We start from the raw sequence: 18,561 nt of genomic DNA, 5'->3' as shown, positions 1-18,561 counted from the left end.
TTTCTGAATTTGCACACTCTTGCAAAGGGGGTAGGAAATGGGGGTGAGGGTGTTAATTTTGAGCGAGAGTGAACATTTGTAGCGGCCTGAATGATTGTTTGAGGGGTGAAGTATGGGGGAGGATATTTCTGTCTTTACGTACGTCGTTACGCATTAGGTAGATTTGTATTCCAAGGTTTTTGGCAAGAGTTAAGGAAAACGATGATTGGTTCACTAAGTGCCGCCGGAAAGACCGTGTTGGCATCCCGCCGAGGGCAGGGGCGTACGTTCTCGAAGGTGGTTGCTCTCTCGCTCGCAGCTGGTGTAGTTCTCAGCGGACAGGTGCCAGCGCAGGCGGCACCGCGCATTGGTCAGCTACCGGACATCACTGCACGCGAAAGCACTATTGACTACCAGAACTCGGAAACCGTGGACAAAATTGGCGGTGGTCTGGTGGATGTCATGGGTGGCGTGAACCGTGTCATCTCCGGTGGCGAAAGTGGCCATATCACCGAGCCGTTCGCCCCAGAGGCGGGGCAGCTGCGCAAGGAGTTCGGAGCGATGGGCTCCCATCCAGTTGCCGCAACCCGCGAAGCAATGCCATGTGATGGTGTCGTCTACACCATCTATAACCGCGTACTGCGGGACCTCCACGGTCTCCACGGCACCACCGGCTGTTATGACGTACTGCCAGAATCGGCCAACGCCTCCCCAGTTGGCGCGCAGCTTATCTACCCGGCGGATATTGACTCCATGGAGTCTGCGCCACTGATGGTTCTCAGCCCTGGCATTGGTACTGAGCCGGGTATGTACGACGCGCAAGCGCGACTCTATGCAAGCCACGGATACGTCGTGGCTCTTGGCTACAACTTCACCAACTGGTTCGCGCCACAGATGGTGCTGGCAGCTTCGGTTGCCGCAGCGGCCAATGAGGACGAGTCCACACCACTTGCAGGCAAGATCGATTTCTCCCGCACGATGTTGGTCGGGCACTCTGCGGGTGGTGGCTCCGCAATCTTCCTGAACAACAGGATGGATAAAGCCTTCCAGGCTGCGGGTATCGATATGGTCACCCGCGGTCTGGTCGCCATCACCCCAGGGCCTTCCGACGCTGGACTAATCTCCACACCGCCGGAGATTCCAAGCCTGGTGGCCATTGCGGAGCACGAGGACATCGTTCCTTTTGATGCGGATCGACGTGGTTACCGCGATGCTGAAGGGCCCGCCTGGGAAGCGGTAGTCACCGGTTCCTACCACGGCACCTACCTGGATGATCCGTCTAAGAATGTGCTTGGCTCGCTGGTGCTGTCCTTTAGTGAGTATGTGCTCGGCGGAACGAGTCGAGCAAAGGCCGTCTATGAGGGTGCTAACTACGGCCTGGCTACTGACTCCGAGCTCAAGGACGTTCAGCGCAAGGGCGTTTAGAGCTGGCTACTCCATCGACTCTGGAATCAGCTTTGCCGCGGCCTCGGCGATTGCCTTACGCTGTGCTTTCGTGAGCTGATTGCCGTTGAGATAGTCGTTGGCCCAGAGTCCATCGGAAATCATTTGGACAACGTAGGCCATGCAGGCTTCCTCATCGGTGGCAATCTATTCTACCGGCGGATTCCACCGGCGCAAAAGGCGCGTCCAGATCTCGCGCAGCTCCGGTTCGGCGGCAGAGTCGATGGACATGAGTAGCTCGGCCCTTGTTGCTGTCTCCAGCGAGACCTGGAGGTTTGCGCGTAGGCGGTTGGCGGGGGATACCTCCTCCGCAGGCCCACCCGCGGCTTCGATAAGCTCCTCTTCCCATAACTGCGCCATGTGCTCATGGACGCTGCGAATCATGTCTTCGCGGGAGGGGAAGTGGTAAATCAACCCTGATTTACTCATTCCGCATTGAGTTGCGACATTTTCGTAGGTGACCTCGGAAAAGCCGTTTGTCTCGATAATCTCAACGATTGTGTCGAGAATGGCAGTGCGCTTACTCGTGCGCATATTCAGTCTCCTTCGGGTTGCCGCGGAATGCCACCGCAGTCGCAATCGCTGCAATGACAGCAACGACAGCCAGCATAATCAAAATGGCCAGGTAGGAACTGTCGAGGCCGGCGCGGGCGCCGTCGTTAAGCGCTGGCGTGTGAAGTGCATCGGTGAGTGAGATGCTGGCGTCGACAGGCGTGAACAAGGCGTAGAACATGGGTAGGAGGCTGCCTGTGATTGCGACGGTGATCAGTGTGCCAAATTCGTAGGACACGGATTCCATCGCCGCCGCCATGCCGGCCTTTGACCTTGGGGCTGAGCCGATAATCGCGGTCGACGACACCGACATCACAGAACCTGCGCCCGCGCCGAGCAGTATCAGTCCTGCGATCATGAGCGGGAAATTGCCCGAGGAAACACCGTAGTACATGCCTGCCAGGCCGATGGCGTTGAGGAGGAATCCGCCGGTGATGAGTGTGCGGAAACCCACTCGATGCAGCACCATGCCGCCGATGACACCAACTGGCAAGGACGCCAGTGCCGCGGTGGCAACTAGCAAGCCCGCATCGAGTGGTGTGTATCCGACGGAAATCTGGAAGCGCTGCGTCGTCATCAATTCGGCGCCTGCCAGGACAAACATGGCAAGCGCGGCTGCCAGCACGCCACCGGAAAACATCCGCGAACGGAAGACGGAGAAGTCGATGAGGGGTTCAGTGAGACGTGCCTGACGACGCTGAAACAGTACCGCGCCCACTAGCCCGCAGGCGATAGCCGCGACGATGACGGTGGAGGAGTGATGACCAGCGAGTTCCTTAATGAGCGAGACCAGGCCCAGCATGGCCAGCATCGCGTAGAGGCTGGTGAGAAAATCCCAGCGCTTGGCTGGGTTGGGCTGATTCGGCGGAGCAAAAATCAGCGTGCCAATGATTGCGAAAACTACTACAGGGATATTGATAAGGAAGATTGAGCCCCACCAGAAGTGCTCCAATAAGAAACCGCCAACGACGGGGCCAGCGGCGGCACCCAGTGTTGCCGTGGCAGACCAAATGCCAATAGCTGTGGCAAGTTCACGAGGGTGGTGGAAGGTCTCACGTAGCAGTGCGAGGGTCGCCGGCATCATGGTCGCGGCGCCCAGTCCTAGACAGCCGCGGGCGATGACCAGCGCCCAGGCGTGCGGCGCAAAGGCCGCGGCCAGGGAAGAGAAGCCAAAAATTGTCAGGCCCACAAGAAACATCTTGCGGTGACCGATGCGGTCGCCCAGGGTGCCTGTGCCGAGGAGGAGTGCGGAGATCACCAGTGGGTAGGCGTTGATGATCCACAGGCCCTCTAACTCGGTTGTGTGGAGCTGCTCGCGCAGAACCGGCAGAGCAGTGTAGAGCACCGAGTTATCTATGCCGATGAGTAGTAGGCCGGCGCTGATGATAGCGAGGAAGATCCACCTGTGGGTGACTGAAGTGGGCGGATTAGCCCTCGTGGAAGCGGCGTGGTCAGTACTTGTCATTCCAGTAACTGTAACGAACGTTCGGTTTAGTTACAACCTCTAAAGGGTGCTGATTTAGACCTAAAACTTCAAGAAAAGTAAGCCGATCCCGCCCAAGGAGCCGGTGAAAAAGTGTCTAAGTTGCAGGCGTTGTTGAGGTGCGAATTCACGGACGCCGTTCGATCCCCCGTGGCGCCCGAGCGGGTAAAAGTCAGCATGAACGCGCTGACTTTATGCTCGGAGGCTTACGCGCTGACTTTACGCTCGGACGTTGTGGCCAATCACCGCCGGGATAGTAATGGGTGCATCCCCGAAAAGCTCCTTCTGGTATTCGTTCTGCTCGAAAGCGCCAGCATCGTTATCCCTGATCGTGGCCACGTTTGTCAGTTTGCGTGCCGACGGTGCGGAACCCTTTTGGAGCAATCCACCACGGCTGCCCGCAGTGGTGGCCGCGAAAGCCCCTGCGCCACGGTTTCCAGCAGCGGCGCCCGCGGTTCCGCCAGCAGCACCCGTAGCTCCGGTAGCAGTACTGTTGCGCGCACTGATTAGGGAATTCATCAATCCACTTCCGCGCTGTCCAGAGCTATTCGAGACGGTTGGCAAGGCAGAACCAGCGACCCCGGGACCCAAGCCGGTTCCCATCCCGCGACCCGCTGTCGGCGCTGGCATACGACCGGGACTCGAAGCCGGAAATCCCGAGGCCGGGGGACGGGGGCTTGAGTTTCCAGAATACGGCAGTGCCGGGATATTGCCCGCTGGTGTGAGTCCCGCAGTGCGTCCTGCACCGAGGGAGCCAGCCGGCCGGTTGCCGTGAACTCCGTAAGGCGAAACTCCTTGCGGTGATGAGCGTTGAAGTGGGGTGCTCGCCCCCGAAGGAGCGACCATGGCTGGATTCGCCGCATTCGGTTGAGCCATAGCTGATTTACCGGTCGGGGATGTTGGCGAGATTGTGGAGCTCGTTGGGCTGCTAGGTGATGCGGGGTGCACAGGGGTAGCAGACGGATTAGTAGGGTTCGACAAAGTCGAAGCGCTCGGTTGCAAGTGCGAAGGAGCGGAAGGGCTCGCGGTTGTGGATTGCGGTGTCGGAGAATCCGGAACAGTTGAGGTGGCACCAACTGGTGCGCTGGCGGCCTGCATGCTTCCAGCCATCCCCGCAGGCGAAAGGCTGAACTGGCTAGTTCCAGAACGTCCGGCGACTGTGGCTCCAACGGACACCTCGGCGGTCACACCACTTCCCGCATCGGCAGAAACCAGGTTAGGAATTCGGGGAATAGCGGTCTGTAGTTGTGCGGTATACGGACCAGAGAGAAAGGCTGCTACCTCGGCCTGTTCAAAAGCCTTTTGCGCGCCAGGGTTTGGGAGTGCTTTGGACTCGGCTTCGATCGCTGATAGTGCATTGACGGCCATCGCCTTCACAGATGGCAATACGGCAAGGTGCCCGGCCATGACCTCAGATGCGGTGGCGATGCTGGTAGCGCGTGCGGCCAGACCTTTCATTGTTGAGTCCGCAGCAGAGAAGACAGCACCGCTGTTGCTCGACACCAAGCCGGATGAGATGGAGGTTAGATTGCTGGCCAACGTGGTCATAGTGTCGGCGAAGTTATTCCAGTAGGCGATTGCCTCGGCTACGGCACCGTCGTTTGTTGAGGAAAACATGGATAGTAGGGACTTCGCATCGAGACCAAGTTCCGCGGAAAGAGTGACTGGCGCGAAAGTGAGACTTCCAGCTTCAAACATCGGCCGACGCTGAAATACACCGCTTGTGCGCGCTACTTCGGCAAGGGAAGCGCCGTCACCATTGAATGGGTTAATGCTTCGAAGAATCCGATTCATGGTGGACTCGTGCTCAGTGATCACGCGACGGAAGTCAGCGAGATTTGTTTGCGCCCACGTGAGCTGTTTGCCCAGAGACAATCCGATGGCAGCAGAGCTTCCTGAGCTGCCGGAAATTGCGAGACTGTGTTCTGTCGCCACCAGCTGGAGTGACGGAACCTGTGAGTAGCCGGCCAAGTTTGGCTGGATATGGATGGCATTATTTGCCAGCAAATTCGTGGAATGGAACTTCTGAATTGCAGAGTCGATTGTTGGAATTACGGCATGCATCATGATTCTTCCCCCAAATAATCAATTAACAGCTCATTTACTGGAGCGCACAGCCGGTGCTGTGGGTCAGGGCTATCTTGTCCGGTTGTGTCGATAACGAATCCGAGAGCTCCTTGTTCTGTTTCGACAGAAGCAATACAGGCGGAACTTCCGAGCGGATTGATTTGAGTGAATGTCACCCAATTGAAAATCCCTTCGTGATGAGCCAAAGGCTCGGCACTGTAGCGTTCGAGTTGTGAGTGAGCGACCGCAGCATGCCAGATGCTCAGCAGGCCGGAAGCATCGGATTCAATAACGCAGCCAATCTGTTTATTTCCTTCGATTCGGCCCTCCATGTACGTCTGCTCCCGGAACCCCAGCCTGTCTAAACGCCCCATAATCGCAGGGTCATCACACGGATTGGTCAGTACGAATTCAGGTGCGTCGTAGTTGTAGTGCCCATCGGGACCAAGTGGAGCATCACCGGGCTCCGGCGGATTGTTGGGTGGAAGCACACCCGCAGGTAACGTCACGCCCGAGTCAGTAGTCATGGTTGTCGCATTGTCGCCGACAGGTTGAACGTCCTCGACGGATGCCTCGGTCGATGCGCAACTAGTCCCCGTTATTCCCCATAGAAGTGCTGACAGTAGGGCGGCAGTAGTCGCCTTTTTCAATTTTCCCTCCCCAAAGAATTTGTGTGAGAAAGATATAACACCGCGGTCGCAATTGCGCTTGCTGAGAAGCCGAAAAATAGACCGGCTGTGGATAACTTTTAGGGGGTGTGGACAACGCGGTCGCCGTGCAAAACGACGCCTCTGCGTAGCCACCACCTGCACCTTTGGGGTGCGTTCCCCGGGACGTCGTTAAGCGTTGGTGGACAGCATGGGTGTAATAACCGAAGTAATCCGAACGATTGGTTAGACTATGAGGCGCATTACAAAACCACGGGAGTGCCAACCGAAATTCCGGCACTGAGAGGACGCTAGGGATCGAGCGTCGACCGGACGAACCTGAATCTGGGTAATACCAGCGTAGGAAAGGGATGTGTTGCTTCATGGCCGCACGTGTATCTGTATCCGCTCCGCCGAAAGAGGGCGAGGTTACAACTGGCCCGATTTACCGCAGCAACAAGCATTACGACGAGGTTGCGTTCAGCAACGATTTCGGTGAGGCGAACCTGCGCGTTCCAGTCCGTCGAATCAATCTGACGGACGGCACTCACTTCGATGCATACGACACCTCGGGTATTTACACCGAGGAAAACCCGGAACTGAACCTGAAGGAGGGGTTGGCTAAGACTCGTGACTCGTGGCCGAAGGCTCCGGCGGTGCCGGCGGTTGCAGGCTCTGAGGAGGCCCCGAAGGTCAAGACGCAGCTGGCATGGGCTCGTGCGGGAATTGTCACCCCGGAGATGGCGTTCATTGCCGCTCGTGAAAATGTGGATCCGGAAGTTGTTCGCGAAGAGGTTGCTGCGGGGCGTGCCGTGATTCCGGCCAACCACAAGCACCCGGAGACCGAGCCGATGATTATTGGCAAGCGCTTTGCCACCAAAATCAACGCCAACATTGGTAACTCGGCTGTGACTTCGTCCATCTCCGAAGAGGTGGAGAAGATGGTGTGGGCGACCCGTTGGGGCGCGGACACCATCATGGATCTGTCCACCGGTAAGGACATTCACGAAACCCGCGAGTGGATTCTGCGTAACTCCCCGGTGCCGGTTGGTACGGTGCCGATTTACCAGGCGCTGGAGAAGGTTAAGGGTGACCCGGCCAAGCTGACCTGGGAAATCTACCGCGAAACCATCATTGAGCAGTGTGAACAGGGCGTGGACTACATGACCGTTCACGCGGGTGTGCTGCTGCGCTACGTGCCACTGGCCGCCAACCGCGTTACCGGCATTGTCTCCCGCGGTGGTTCGATTATGGCCGCATGGTGCCTCGCGCATCACCAGGAGAGCTTCCTCTATACGCGCTTCGCTGAGCTGTGCGACATTCTGGCACAGTACGATGTCACGTTCTCCCTCGGTGACGGCCTACGTCCGGGCTCCATTGCCGACGCTAACGATGAGGCCCAGCTGGCTGAGCTGCGGACCCTCGGCGAGCTGACCAGGATCGCCAAGTCCCGCGGCTGCCAGGTCATGATCGAAGGCCCAGGCCACGTTCCGATGCACAAGATCGCTGACAACGTGAAGTGGGAAGAGGAGTGGTGTGAGGAAGCTCCGTTCTACACCCTCGGCCCGCTGGCAACCGACATCGCGCCGGGCTATGACCACATCACGTCGGCTATCGGCGCGGCAATCATTGCGCAGGCTGGTACCGCCATGCTCTGCTACGTCACGCCGAAGGAGCACCTGGGTCTGCCGAACCGCGACGACGTCAAGGTCGGCGTGATTACTTACAAGATTTCCGCGCACGCCGCTGACCTGGCAAAGGGGCTGCCGCGCGCTCAGGAGCGTGACGACGCGCTGTCGAAGGCCCGTTTCGAGTTCCGTTGGCATGACCAGTTTGCACTGGCTCTGGATCCGGACACTGCGCTGGATTACCACGATGAGACCCTGCCCGCAGAGCCGGCAAAGACCGCGCATTTCTGTTCCATGTGTGGTCCGAAGTTCTGCTCCATGCGTATTTCCAAGGATGTGCAGGACTACGCGAAGGAACACGGCCTGGACTCCGTTGAAGCTATCGAGGCCGGCATGGCTGAGAAGTCCCAGGAGTTCGCTGATCAGGGTGGTCGCGTCTACCTGCCGATTACCGCGGAGTAATTGGTTGTCTCAAAGCTGCTGAAGCAAACCGCGGTCGAGCTCTATTGGGCTTGGCCGCGGTTTTCTTTTGCCCTCAGCCATTTCTTCCAATCCCAGCGCTGAGACTCAAACGGGGGTGGATAAGGCGCGCCTTAATAAATAGGTTAGGTGAGCCTAATATACAGGTGTACATTGCTTGTATGCACAGTCTGAAGTTCCTGACTTTCGATCATTCCCACCGCCATCTTGCGGATGCTCACGAAACTCGCCTTTCGTCCGGCTCCGAATCATCGCCCGTTGGAGAAGGCAAGCGTCGACCGGTGAGGCAGAGTGCGCGCAGAGGTGTTACTGCGGTTTCGCTGTCCGGCGCCATGGTCCTTTCGGTGTTTGTGTCCCCAGCAATGGCTGAAACTGCGAAGCCAATCGTGCCAGACAACTTTCCCAATGTGATTAATCCAGCGGAGAACTTCCAGCCGCAGGATCCGAAGTATGTCGAATCCCCGGAAGTTACTGTCACTTTTGAGGACGGCACACCAGCTGAAGGTGCCACGGTTCATCGCGGCGATGTTCTTATCGTTCGCGGTAGTGGTTTCAATCCGTCGGCCAACCGTGGTGGTTACCCGCTTCCAATTCCTCCGGGTGTGCCCAATGGTGTTTACGTTCTCTACAGTGCGTTCCCAGACTCCTGGAAGCCAAGTGAAGGTGCTCCGTCCTCGTCGCGGAAACATCCGCACGACAACATTGCTTGGGTCACTCCGGTTGGAACTCTCGAGGCAATACCGAACCAGGGCGTCGACATGCGACGTTCTATCGCTCGTCAGGCTACCCCGATGGCGGATGACGGCAGTTTTGAGGCCCGCATTGTTGTTGACCCGCCGGAGACTCCTGCCGGTGATAACTGGGGTATTTACGTCTACCCGGCGGCAGGCTCCATTAATGAGGCCGAGGAAATCTACATCCCGTTGAATTATTCCGATGCTCCGGGCAAGAATGCCCCGGCTCCCTCCAGCGAGGATTTAGTCATTTCTGTGTCTGCGCTGGAGAAGGTATTCGGCGCACTGGGTGGTGGGGTCACTGCCAAGAATGGTGCCCTAGAGCCTGAGGCCGGTGTTGTCTCATTTACCCGCGACAATGACAACAGCGATGCCGAAGGGGAGAGCTACCGCGGAGAAGTTCACATCACCGCGAAGTTCAGTCTGGTTCATGTGGTCGTCCGTAATCCACGCATTGAGGAAGGCCCGACCGGAAAGATTATTACCGCAGAGGTCTCGCAGGGCTACGACGTCGGCCCGGATGAGATGGAGCGCATGCCCATAGCCGCTGTGGTCAACAGCGATGGAGATCAGCTGATCACGACTATCGGCACTATTTCACAGATTCGATAGTCCTCCGGCCATCACGGCCGCCAACTGTCGTCCTCCTGGCACTTTGTTCAAAGTAAGCCGTTATACCTTGTGGGTTCTTGCGGGTTGTAACCACTGCCGTATTGGAATCACTACATTAGATAGAGGCGCTTACCAGCGATGAGGAGGAACGTGGGACGGCATAGTCGGGCAGAAGGACCTGTGTCACAGGATGGAGCATCGTCACAGGCTGCGGAGTCGCAACGTGCTGTTGCGAAGTCTCGGTCACAGGTCTTGCGAAAAATGTGGGCTCGCAAACCCAGTCAGGCCCCCGCGCTGGCGCAATCGCCTGTGATGAGCTGGCCTCTTATTCTGGTCTCGCTGCTCGGTGGTCTTGCCTCGCTGTTGGCCTGGAATGGTCGTACTCAGCCGGACGATTGGGCTTCGCTCTGGGTAGGCGGGCTACTTATGGACAGGGGGCTTGCGTCCCATCTCTATGACGCCGATCCAATCGATTTCACCGCCATGAGTGGAGAGGTCTGGCCACGCCTGGCGCAGGAAGTGCCTGCGCCATTTACGCATCCCTTTGTGCAAAACCCTTTGTTCGCAAAGGCTCTGGGAGCGATATCCCACGTCATGAGCTTTGAAACCTCGGTTGCTTGGTTGCTCTTTCTCTCTGGAATGGCCGTCGTGGTCCTCGTCGCAGCCTCCTACCACCTGTGGTTTCGGTCCACCATGCCCTGGGGCATCGCAGCGCTGGTTACCGCATGCGTATTCGCTCTGCCGACCACTCTTAATTCGTTCTGGATCGGTCAGACGACACCGCTGATTGTCGCGGGCGTCGCCTATGGTCTTGCTGCCTCGCGCACTCGTCATTGGCTCGCGGGCATCCTGCTCGGCATCGTCGCATCCATTAAATTGACTCCGTATGCGCTCATCGCTGTGATGCTCTTTTTCGCTTATCGACGGCGCGCAGCCCTCTGGTCGCTGGCCACCACGGCGGTACTGGCGGTCTGGATGTTTATCCGCGTTGATATGTCGGTGATTTCGGATTGGATTGATCGAATCGGCGACATTGGTTCATCGGTCTTGGTCGGCGGTGCGAATCAGTCGTTGGCGTCGACTTTAGCCACAGACCTGGGCAAACCTGATTTATTAGTAACAGTGGTTCGTGATTACCCGAGTCACGTGAAAACGATTCCACTGTGTATTGCGCTTGGCGTGGTGTTGATGGTCACGGCAGTTGCGTGGTTGAACCCGGTCTACCGGTTTGAATTTCTGATCACGGGCGCTTGGCTTATTGCAGCCACATTCTCATCGATTCTTTGGACCCACTACATGTTGATGCTGGTCACATCTGTGTTCGGTTTGGCCGCCATGGCGCGGACCCGATTGACCAGACAGTGGCCGTATATCGGTATTGCGTTGCTAGTGGTCCTGCTGACGTTTCCTGTGACAAACCCGATTGCTGCTACGCCATATACCGGCGGATTTATGTATTCGGGGATTACTGCGATGCTCTTGACGCTGGCATTGATGCTAGTTATTGGTGGCTGCCACGCGTTTGCGGTACATCGGTATGGCGATGGTGATACAGGCGAGGTTGGACCTGGTTTTGGCAGTGAATTAGCTGCCGTGGAGACGTTGAAATTTCCTCAGCCAGAGCCAATGGTCTTATTCGACTTGAGGAAGCGCTAGATTTAGCGGCTCAGCATAGAGACGATGTCACGGGGAGACATGTCGCTGTAGATCTCATTCCGGGTGCTCTTAACCTGGTGGCCGAAGTGGACTGCGTTAGCGTCACTGCTGGTGTCGCGGGTAAGAGCTTCGCGTAGCGGCTGAGAGAAGAAGGCGCGCTTGGTAGTGAAAGAACGGGGGAACAGGTTTTCAAGGCTCACGGTATAAACCCTTTCTGTGGTCGGAATCCGGTCGGGACTCCGGTTTGAGAGTTTCTGTATTCAAACGGTTTTCTTTGATGCGGTTGCCACTATATGTCTGAATATGCCCGATATCGAGTTAAAACGGGCAAAAGTGACTAAGTGGATACCGTTCCCAACATGAAAGCTGCATCACACTGTGGACCGGCTTAATGCTCGGTTACGGTCAGTTGTGGGCTCCAATACAATGAAATGCGGAATCAAATGTGAAGTAGGAGTTTGGTTATGGCTATTTCTTCGGCACCCACCACTGAGTCCCCGGATTCGGCGGATACCTCGGACGCGGCATCGCGCAGCGTTCCGGCGGCAGCGCTCAGTCACGTTGAGGATTTAATAGATTTTGTGACTGCGTCGCCAAGCTCATTTCATGCGGCACAACAGGTCGTTGACCGTCTGAGTGCAGCCGGTGCCACGGTCGTCGACGAGCACGAACAGTGGCCAAGCGAACCCGGTGCCTATGTCCTGCGTCGCGATGGCGCTGCCGTTGCTTGGATCGTCCCGGAGACACCAGCTGCCGATTTGACCGGTTTCCGTATTGTGGGTTCCCACACGGATTCGCCCGGTTTTCGTGTGAAGCCCAATGCGCGCGCCTCGGCCGCAGGCTATGCGCAGGTCGCCGTCGAGGTCTACGGCGGCGCGTTGTTGGGAAGCTGGACCGACCGCGAAATTGAGTTCGCTGGCCGTGTAATTGATAAAAGCGGCAATGAGCACCTTGCCCGCACCGGTCCGGTCGCACGCATCCCGCAGTTGGCTATCCACCTCAATCGTGCGGTTAACGAAGAGGGGTTGAAGCTTCACAAGCAGAATCACACTGCACCAATCATCGGACTGGATACCTTCGGCACCGATGTGCACCAGATCATCGCCAATGCTGCGGGCCTGTCTATCGACGACATCGTCGCCTGGGACCTCATTTCCTTCGACACTCAGCAGCCGCGCACCTTCGGTGCTCACGATGAGTTCCTGGCTTCAGGCCGGCTGGACAATCTGCTCAGTGTTCACTCCTCCCTGGTCGCCTTCGAGGCCTTGCTCCGCCAAGACTGGAGCACGTCAACCACTATCCCCGTCATGGTCGCTTTTGACCACGAGGAAGTCGGGTCCGCCTCCACCACGGGCGCTGCAGGGCCACTGCTTGCCGACGTTCTGTCCCGCATCGCAGCGGCCACAGGCGCTGACCTGGAACGCACCCAGCAGCTTTACCGCGGTTCCATCTGTCTCTCTGCCGACGGCGCACACGGTGTGCACCCGAACTATGCAGGTGAACACGAGCCGGGGCACCAGCCGGAACTCAATGCTGGCCCAGTGGTGAAGATCAATGCCAACCAGCGCTATGCCACCACGGCGGCTGGTCAGGCCGAGGTTGTCCGAATTGCAGCGGAAACCTCCAAGCGCATTGGTCAGGAAGTGCCGGTGCAGTATTTTGTCTCTGCGAACCATAAGCCATGCGGCTCCACTATCGGCCCAATCACCGCAACGCGACTGGGTATTGACACCATTGATATCGGAGCTGCGATGGTCTCCATGCACTCGGCGCGTGAGATGTGCGGCACGATTGATCCATGGTGGTTGGCCGAACTCACCGTGGATTTTTGGGGTGCCGGAAACTAGCAGCTCGCTGGCAGCGCTTAAGTCACCTCTAGCAGGGGAGATGTCGGGGCGCTGTGGCCGTCGTGAAGCGAAAATGGGTGAGGGAATTTCCGTAGCTGCTCGTCGTGGAGTCCATTTTCTGTCATGCTATGAACCATGACTGATGCTAACGACACCCTGCCGTCGCACCGCCTTGAAGTACCCATCGAAGAGGCGGTGGCATGGCGTCGCCAACTGCACCAGAATCCGGAGCTGAGCTTCCGGGAGTACCGGACCTCGGACATGATTGAGGATCTGCTCAATCAGTGGGACATCCCGACGTACCGGTTGACCCCGACGTCCGTAATTGGCGTCATCGAGGGCACAGCAGGCGACCCCAGCACGGGCCGTGTGATCGGCTACCGCGCGGATATTGATGCGCTGCCGATTCAGGAGGAAACGGGACTGCCGTACGCCTCGCGCACGCCGGGTGTGATGCACGCCTGTGGTCATGATGTTCACACGGCGATGCTGCTGGGCACTGCGAAGGTGCTTTCCGGAATGCGCGATCAGCTGCACGGCAAGGTGCTGTGCATCTTCCAGCACGCCGAAGAAATGCTGCCGGGCGGGGCTCGTGAGCTGGTCGACAAGGGCGCCGCCGATGACTTAGATGAGGTCTATGCCTTCCACGTCGCGCCGCATCCGGTGGGGCATGTTGGGATTTGCGCTGGGCGAGTGACAACTATGTCGGGCATCGTCTCCATCGCGATTCGTGGCCGTGGCGGACACTCCTCGAACCCGCAGCTGTCGATTGACCCGGTGCTCATCGCCAGCGAGGTGACTCTGATGCTGAACACGATTGTCTCCCGCGATGTGGATCCGAAGCACATGAACATTGTCAATGTCGGCTCACTGCATTCAGGTGAGGCCGGCAACGTGATTCCGGATACGGCCAACCTGGAAGTGTCCATCCGCTCGGTGGATGAGGCCGACTGGGAGATTGTCTGCCAGCGTATCGAGGCCGTCGTCAACGGCGTCTGCCAGGCTCACGGTGCACAGGCGACTTTCGACTGGCAGATTCCGTACCCGATGGTGGTCAACGCCGACATTGCGGTCAATCGTGCTTGGCATGCGGCGACGAAGGCGGTTGGCAAGTCCAAGGTGTTCGCTGCCGATCCGTGGGCTCCTTCGGATGATTTCTCGTATTTTTCCCGTGAAGCGCCGGGCTGTTACATGTTCCTCGGCACCGGTGGCCCGGAAGCGGGTAATCCCTTCTTTCTTCACAACTCCAAGTTTAAAATTGTGGAGAGAGCCATGGTCAGCGGCATGCGCACGGAAATCCAAATCGCGCTAGATGCACTGAACCCGTCGAAGAGCCAACCGCCGGAGCGCCCTGTCGCATCTCCGATCATGCCCGCAGCAGGTACCGTGCCTCCACGGCCGCGGAATGCAGGCCTTGGCACGCCGAAGTCGCATGCGGGCCAGGCGCGGGCGTCGTCAAGCGAATCGGCGGGGGAGACCTCACCGACCCCTGAGGCTGCGACGGCACCAGATAATTCCAATCAGCCTCAGGCACCTAGAGAGGATGCATAGGACAATGTCCACTACCCCCAACGCCCCTGATAAGACGCTCGCTGCCGCCGCACCTGAGTGGACGAAGTGGGCGATTGGATGGCACGTCTATCCACTGGGGTTTGTGGGAGCGCCCATCCGTGAGAAGGATCGAGGCGCCGCGCCGGTCAATCGAATTCGCAAACTGATTGACTGGCTGCCCTACGTCCAGGAACTGGGACTCAACGTCCTGCAACTGGCACCAGTTTTCGAGTCCACCAGCCACGGCTACGATACCGAGGACTACTACCGCATTGACTCGCGCCTAGGCACCGAAGAGGACATGAAGGCCGTCATCGAAGCTGCCCATGAGCGCGGCATCAAAGTGCTTTTCGACGGCGTCTTCAACCACATCGGGTCAGAGGCGCCCGCGCTGAAGACCGCGAAGGAAAACCCTGACTCTGAAGAAGCGCAGCTCTTTGCGTTTACGCACTCAGATGGCGACATGATCGCGTCGGTGTTTGAGGGACATGAGAGTTTGGTCGAATTCGATCACACCAGTGACGCGACTGTTGATTTTGTCGTGAACGTCATGAATTACTGGCTGGTGCGGGGGATTGATGGCTGGCGCCTGGATGCGGCCTACGCAGTGGATCCACAATTCTGGCACAAGGTTTTGCCGCGAGTGCGTGCTGAGCACCCGCATGCTTTTATCTACGGGGAGGTCATCCACGGCGACTATGCGGAGATTGTGTCGGTGTCCGGCATGGACTCGGTGACGGAATACGAGCTGTGGAAAGCGACCTGGTCGGCGCTGAAGGAGGAAAACTTCTTCGAGTTGGACTGGACTCTGAAGCGCCATAACACCTTCGCGGAGTCTTTTGTGCCGGTGACGTTTGTGGGAAACCACGATGTTTCACGCATTGCGACACAGGTAGGGGCCGACAAGGCCGTGCTGGCGGCAACGGTGCTGTTTACCGTGGCCGGTGTGCCACTGGTCTACTACGGTGACGAACAGGGCTATACCGGTCTCAAAGAGGAACGCATCGGCGGTGACGACCAGGTCCGTCCAGTGTTCCCGGATAGTCCGGAGGAACTCTCTACGCTCGGCGAGGCTCTCTACCGCTCCTATCAGCAGCTCGTTGCGTTGCGCCGCCGATTCCCATGGCTGCACTCCGCTCGCGTGGAGACTGATGAATTGCGCAATGGTTTCCTTCGCTACCGCGTGATCGCGACCGATGCGGCGCTCGTGGACGATGCTGCCGGGGCCTCGGGTGAGGCTGGAGTTTCCGGCGAGATGCCCTCGCTCATTGTCGAGCTGAACCTGGAAAATGGCGCAACCAGCGCGGTAATCCGTGATGGTGACCACGTGGAATTTGAGTTTTCCTAGGCTCTCATCGTGGCTCTAGGCTGCCCCCAGAGAACCAAAACCGCCCGGACACCATGGCCCGGGCGGTAATTCTTTCGCGCCCCATCGATGAGTGGGCACAAGGGGTAGTGACTGCGTTTCTGTTTGCTAACTACCTCGGTTTTCGCAGTTTCAATTATTGAATCTGCAGTTACATCTCTGCGGTCTCAGCAGGAGTCATCTCGTCGGAGGGTGCCGGTGTGGTGGCCTTCTGCTCGAAGGTCTCCGACGGGTTGGCCTGGTCGCCGACCTTTACGTCCGAGTCAACCTCGTTCGGGGGAGAGCAAGCGACCAGGGCTGCTGCGGCAATGGCGGATGCGGCGATAGCGCCGGCGATGCGGTTACGCATGGATGTGGCTCCTCTGTCGGAAAAACAATAGCTACAAGGGCTAATGAACTTTTCTCACATTATCTTAAAGCAATATCTTAGAGGATTCTTAACGGCTTGCGGGAACCAAGGGGCCAATCGCCCCCGCGCCGATGCATAGCGTTGCCCCCGGAGACGCCTTTTCCACATCGACACGGAGAGTATTTCCGCCACCGTTGAGGTACGCATAGCGCGGCCGCAGATCGTTGTTCATCTTCACGACCGTGGAACCAGCGCGGGTTTGCTCTTCAGTCTCGAAAGGATTGGGTAGCGACAGGCGCACATCCATGTCCTCAGAGGCGGTGGCCGGGAACTCAAGCACCCAGTCACCGAGCTTGATAATGTTCTCAAGCTTGATGTCCTCCGACGCAGTGCCGTCCTCACCAACTGTGATGTGATGGCCACACTGCTCGACAGGGCCATCGGTGACCCGGGTAATCTCGGAGACCTTGGCGTCGATAAGCGAACCGTCGGTATTGAACATGCGTGGGTGACCGGTGACGCGCTCAAATGGTGGGCGATCGGCGACCGCATCAAAAACGCGCGAGTACATGTTCATCGGAGCGGCGACGGGCACGAGAATCTCGAAGGGGACGGGCTGGTCAATGAGGTTGTAGTCGATCGCCTTGTCGGGGCCAGCGGCGTCGGCCTCCTCGCGCAGCGCGGACAGCGACGCCTTGGTGTTGCCGATCCACTCCATTGCGATGTCATCAGACCAGGCATTGCGGTAAGTAACCACGGAAATCGAGGAGGTGACCGCCAGTGCGACACCCAACGACCAAATCAGAATGTGCGTACGAGCCGGTAGCAGAGCCGGCGCCTCGTCCTTTGGCGGGAGTCCCGCCAGGGAGATCGCGACACAGATAGCGATCACGAGCGCGACATCAGAGTAGTAGTGCAAAGTGTGCGCCAGCACGCCGGAGGTGTTCTCTCCCGAGCGGAACAGGGTGATGGCGAACAAGGTGGTGAACATGTACGCCACCGATAGCGTCCACGGAGCCCAGCCACGGTAGTCGCGGCCAATGAGGGTGGCAGACAGAATCAACAGAATAATGCCGCCGAGAGTAATCAGCTGAGACGAAGCGGAGGCAAACGGCTGTCCCGGAGCCCAACGTTCCCAACTTGTTGGCCCGCCGATGATGCCGGCAAAAATCTGGCCGAGGCCGTTGAAGAACAGTTCGGGCTGTAGCTTGTCAGAAATGAAGCCGGTAGTTTCGGCGGGGCCGAAGTAGTACCACAGTGCCCAGGCGCCGGTCAGCAGCATCGATGGGATCCAGATGACTAGGCCGCGACGGAGAACCTGCAGGATATTGCTGCGCTCCATGTAAGCCAAAGTGATGACAACCAGCATCGAAATCGGCGCGATAGCCAGGGACTTCTCAAAGAATCCCAGCGCCACTGCCAGCAGTACAAACAGACCAGCGGCTTCCCACGGGCGGGGGCCGAAAGAACGACGCATAGTGGTGCGAATAGCGACAATCATGAAAACCACGAATGCCAGGTGGAACGGCTGGGAATTGGCCGCAGCCGACCACCAGGTGTCTCCCGGAAGCATCAGCGGAGTCCAGGCGACGACCGTGATGAGGAAGAGCGACACCAGCGTGCGGCCAGTGAGAAGCTCAAAGAGCTTAGTGGTGGCGTATGTCAGCGCTACCGACATCACGGCCATGGTGATAGCCGGCAGCCACCAGTTCCACGGCGCAATGAGGTGATAGAGGCCTTGCACCAGGAAGGCCAGTGGTGCAAGGTGCCCGTCGTGATCCTGAAGCAGGTAGTCCTTGCTCAGCAGCGAGGTGTCGTAAAGGCGGCCAACGATGATGAAGTCATCCCAGTAAAAACCATGGCTAGTCAGAACCAGAATGCGAGCGACAAGCTGTATCGCAATAACAACTCCGATGAGTGGCCACCACTGCTTCGCAGACAGGTCAAGTCTCTCGCCCCACGTCAATGAGGGCATGTAGTATGGGCGAGAACTTTCCTGCTCAGCGGTGTTGTCAGCACCAGGGAACTCGGCAGTTTTCACTGCGGAATCCGCGGCTGTCCTCTCATCGCCGACTGTCGGCGGATGAGGGGTTTGGGCAGTTGGGGTATCTCCAGTAGATGACCGCTCGGCTTTAGTCATGGTTCCTTATGTTATCTAGGCCATCTG

15 protein-coding genes and 1 riboswitch are annotated in these 18,561 nt (G+C 58.0%); of the genes, 7 read left to right on the top strand and 8 right to left on the bottom strand.

Going from position 1 to position 18,561, the window contains the following annotated elements; genetic code table 11:
* Window positions 1-201: 201 nt before the first annotated feature.
* The gene (locus I6J19_RS10325; RefSeq protein WP_038628255.1) at window positions 202-1,404 is read left to right on the top strand and encodes an alpha/beta hydrolase; all 1,203 of its coding nucleotides are present in this window, start codon (window positions 202-204) and stop codon (window positions 1,402-1,404) included.
* 6 nt (window positions 1,405-1,410) lie between these two features.
* Here the strand turns inward: I6J19_RS10325 and I6J19_RS10965 are convergent, their stop codons facing one another.
* The 5 genes from I6J19_RS10965 to I6J19_RS10305 all read right to left on the bottom strand — a co-directional run bounded on the left by I6J19_RS10965 (window position 1,411) and on the right by I6J19_RS10305 (window position 6,051).
* Complete coding sequence (locus I6J19_RS10965; RefSeq protein WP_262384452.1) at window positions 1,411-1,545, bottom strand: hypothetical protein; 135 nt, start codon at window positions 1,543-1,545, stop codon at window positions 1,411-1,413.
* Window positions 1,546-1,569: 24 nt separating this feature from the next.
* Complete coding sequence (locus tag I6J19_RS10320; protein ID WP_239122786.1) at window positions 1,570-1,956, bottom strand: TetR/AcrR family transcriptional regulator; 387 nt, start codon at window positions 1,954-1,956, stop codon at window positions 1,570-1,572.
* Window positions 1,943-3,439 (bottom strand): MFS transporter, encoded by a 1,497-nt coding sequence (locus tag I6J19_RS10315; RefSeq protein ID WP_038628262.1) that lies wholly within the window; start codon window positions 3,437-3,439, stop codon window positions 1,943-1,945. The genes I6J19_RS10320 and I6J19_RS10315 overlap by 14 nt, the downstream gene beginning before the upstream one ends.
* Window positions 3,440-3,676: 237 nt before the next feature.
* The gene (locus tag I6J19_RS10310; RefSeq protein WP_038628264.1) at window positions 3,677-5,524 is read right to left on the bottom strand and encodes a hypothetical protein; all 1,848 of its coding nucleotides are present in this window, start codon (window positions 5,522-5,524) and stop codon (window positions 3,677-3,679) included.
* Window positions 5,521-6,051: a hypothetical protein gene (locus I6J19_RS10305; RefSeq protein ID WP_224792285.1), complete on the bottom strand. Its 531-nt coding sequence runs from the start codon at window positions 6,049-6,051 to the stop codon at window positions 5,521-5,523. The genes I6J19_RS10310 and I6J19_RS10305 overlap by 4 nt, the downstream gene beginning before the upstream one ends.
* Before the next feature lie 383 nt (window positions 6,052-6,434).
* A riboswitch (TPP riboswitch) is annotated at window positions 6,435-6,556 on the top strand.
* On the opposite strand from I6J19_RS10305, the gene thiC reads away from it, so the two are divergent.
* The 3 genes from thiC to I6J19_RS10290 all read left to right on the top strand — a co-directional run bounded on the left by thiC (window position 6,555) and on the right by I6J19_RS10290 (window position 11,281).
* Window positions 6,555-8,261, top strand: coding sequence for a phosphomethylpyrimidine synthase ThiC (gene thiC / locus I6J19_RS10300; protein WP_038628270.1), 1,707 nt, complete (start codon window positions 6,555-6,557; stop codon window positions 8,259-8,261). Its footprint overlaps the riboswitch before it by 2 nt.
* A 380-nt stretch (window positions 8,262-8,641) precedes the next feature.
* Window positions 8,642-9,625 (top strand): HtaA protein, encoded by a 984-nt coding sequence (locus tag I6J19_RS10295; RefSeq protein ID WP_236658483.1) that lies wholly within the window; start codon window positions 8,642-8,644, stop codon window positions 9,623-9,625.
* A 180-nt stretch (window positions 9,626-9,805) separates the two neighbouring features.
* The gene (locus I6J19_RS10290) at window positions 9,806-11,281 is read left to right on the top strand and encodes a glycosyltransferase family 87 protein (protein ID WP_235191240.1); all 1,476 of its coding nucleotides are present in this window, start codon (window positions 9,806-9,808) and stop codon (window positions 11,279-11,281) included.
* Between the two features lie 2 nt (window positions 11,282-11,283).
* Here the strand turns inward: I6J19_RS10290 and I6J19_RS10285 are convergent, their stop codons facing one another.
* Window positions 11,284-11,481, bottom strand: a complete 198-nt coding sequence (locus I6J19_RS10285) for a hypothetical protein (protein WP_038628272.1) — start codon at window positions 11,479-11,481, stop codon at window positions 11,284-11,286.
* Window positions 11,482-11,745: 264 nt separating this feature from the next.
* Here I6J19_RS10285 and I6J19_RS10280 point away from each other — a divergent pair, with 264 nt between their 5' ends.
* The 3 genes from I6J19_RS10280 to I6J19_RS10270 all read left to right on the top strand — a co-directional run bounded on the left by I6J19_RS10280 (window position 11,746) and on the right by I6J19_RS10270 (window position 16,027).
* Window positions 11,746-13,128 (top strand): M18 family aminopeptidase, encoded by a 1,383-nt coding sequence (locus tag I6J19_RS10280; RefSeq protein ID WP_038628275.1) that lies wholly within the window; start codon window positions 11,746-11,748, stop codon window positions 13,126-13,128.
* 135 nt (window positions 13,129-13,263) lie between these two features.
* The gene (locus I6J19_RS10275) at window positions 13,264-14,679 is read left to right on the top strand and encodes a M20 metallopeptidase family protein (RefSeq protein WP_038628279.1); all 1,416 of its coding nucleotides are present in this window, start codon (window positions 13,264-13,266) and stop codon (window positions 14,677-14,679) included.
* A 4-nt stretch (window positions 14,680-14,683) separates the two neighbouring features.
* The gene (locus tag I6J19_RS10270; RefSeq protein WP_038628282.1) at window positions 14,684-16,027 is read left to right on the top strand and encodes an alpha-amylase family protein; all 1,344 of its coding nucleotides are present in this window, start codon (window positions 14,684-14,686) and stop codon (window positions 16,025-16,027) included.
* Between the two features lie 169 nt (window positions 16,028-16,196).
* On the opposite strand, the gene I6J19_RS10265 is transcribed toward I6J19_RS10270, so the two are convergent.
* Window positions 16,197-16,394 carry a hypothetical protein gene (locus I6J19_RS10265; RefSeq protein ID WP_038628285.1) on the bottom strand — a complete coding sequence of 66 codons (198 nt, stop codon included), beginning with the start codon at window positions 16,392-16,394 and terminating at the stop codon, window positions 16,197-16,199.
* Between the two features lie 88 nt (window positions 16,395-16,482).
* Window positions 16,483-18,534 (bottom strand): DUF2339 domain-containing protein, encoded by a 2,052-nt coding sequence (locus tag I6J19_RS10260; RefSeq protein ID WP_038628287.1) that lies wholly within the window; start codon window positions 18,532-18,534, stop codon window positions 16,483-16,485.
* Between the last annotated feature and the right edge of the window lie 27 nt (window positions 18,535-18,561).

Source organism: Corynebacterium amycolatum (assembly GCF_016889425.1).
GTDB lineage: Bacteria > Actinomycetota > Actinomycetes > Mycobacteriales > Mycobacteriaceae > Corynebacterium > Corynebacterium amycolatum.
This window is presented reverse-complemented; position numbering and strand designations above follow the sequence as displayed.

What these genes read in the sequence shown, in the direction of transcription:
- I6J19_RS10325 (WP_038628255.1), top strand. Translation starts at nt 202, where the DNA reads ATGATTGGTTCACTAAGTGCCGCCGGAAAGACCGTGTTGGCATCCCGC.
- I6J19_RS10965 (WP_262384452.1), bottom strand. Translation starts at nt 1,545, where the DNA reads ATGGCCTACGTTGTCCAAATGATTTCCGATGGACTCTGGGCCAACGAC.
- I6J19_RS10320 (WP_239122786.1), bottom strand. Translation starts at nt 1,956, where the DNA reads ATGCGCACGAGTAAGCGCACTGCCATTCTCGACACAATCGTTGAGATT.
- I6J19_RS10315 (WP_038628262.1), bottom strand. Translation starts at nt 3,439, where the DNA reads ATGACAAGTACTGACCACGCCGCTTCCACGAGGGCTAATCCGCCCACT.
- I6J19_RS10310 (WP_038628264.1), bottom strand. Translation starts at nt 5,524, where the DNA reads ATGATGCATGCCGTAATTCCAACAATCGACTCTGCAATTCAGAAGTTC.
- I6J19_RS10305 (WP_224792285.1), bottom strand. Translation starts at nt 6,051, where the DNA reads ATGACTACTGACTCGGGCGTGACGTTACCTGCGGGTGTGCTTCCACCC.
- thiC (WP_038628270.1), top strand. Translation starts at nt 6,555, where the DNA reads ATGGCCGCACGTGTATCTGTATCCGCTCCGCCGAAAGAGGGCGAGGTT.
- I6J19_RS10295 (WP_236658483.1), top strand. Translation starts at nt 8,642, where the DNA reads ATGGCTGAAACTGCGAAGCCAATCGTGCCAGACAACTTTCCCAATGTG.
- I6J19_RS10280 (WP_038628275.1), top strand. Translation starts at nt 11,746, where the DNA reads ATGGCTATTTCTTCGGCACCCACCACTGAGTCCCCGGATTCGGCGGAT.
- I6J19_RS10275 (WP_038628279.1), top strand. Translation starts at nt 13,264, where the DNA reads ATGACTGATGCTAACGACACCCTGCCGTCGCACCGCCTTGAAGTACCC.
- I6J19_RS10270 (WP_038628282.1), top strand. Translation starts at nt 14,684, where the DNA reads ATGTCCACTACCCCCAACGCCCCTGATAAGACGCTCGCTGCCGCCGCA.
- I6J19_RS10265 (WP_038628285.1), bottom strand. Translation starts at nt 16,394, where the DNA reads ATGCGTAACCGCATCGCCGGCGCTATCGCCGCATCCGCCATTGCCGCA.
- I6J19_RS10260 (WP_038628287.1), bottom strand. Translation starts at nt 18,534, where the DNA reads ATGACTAAAGCCGAGCGGTCATCTACTGGAGATACCCCAACTGCCCAA.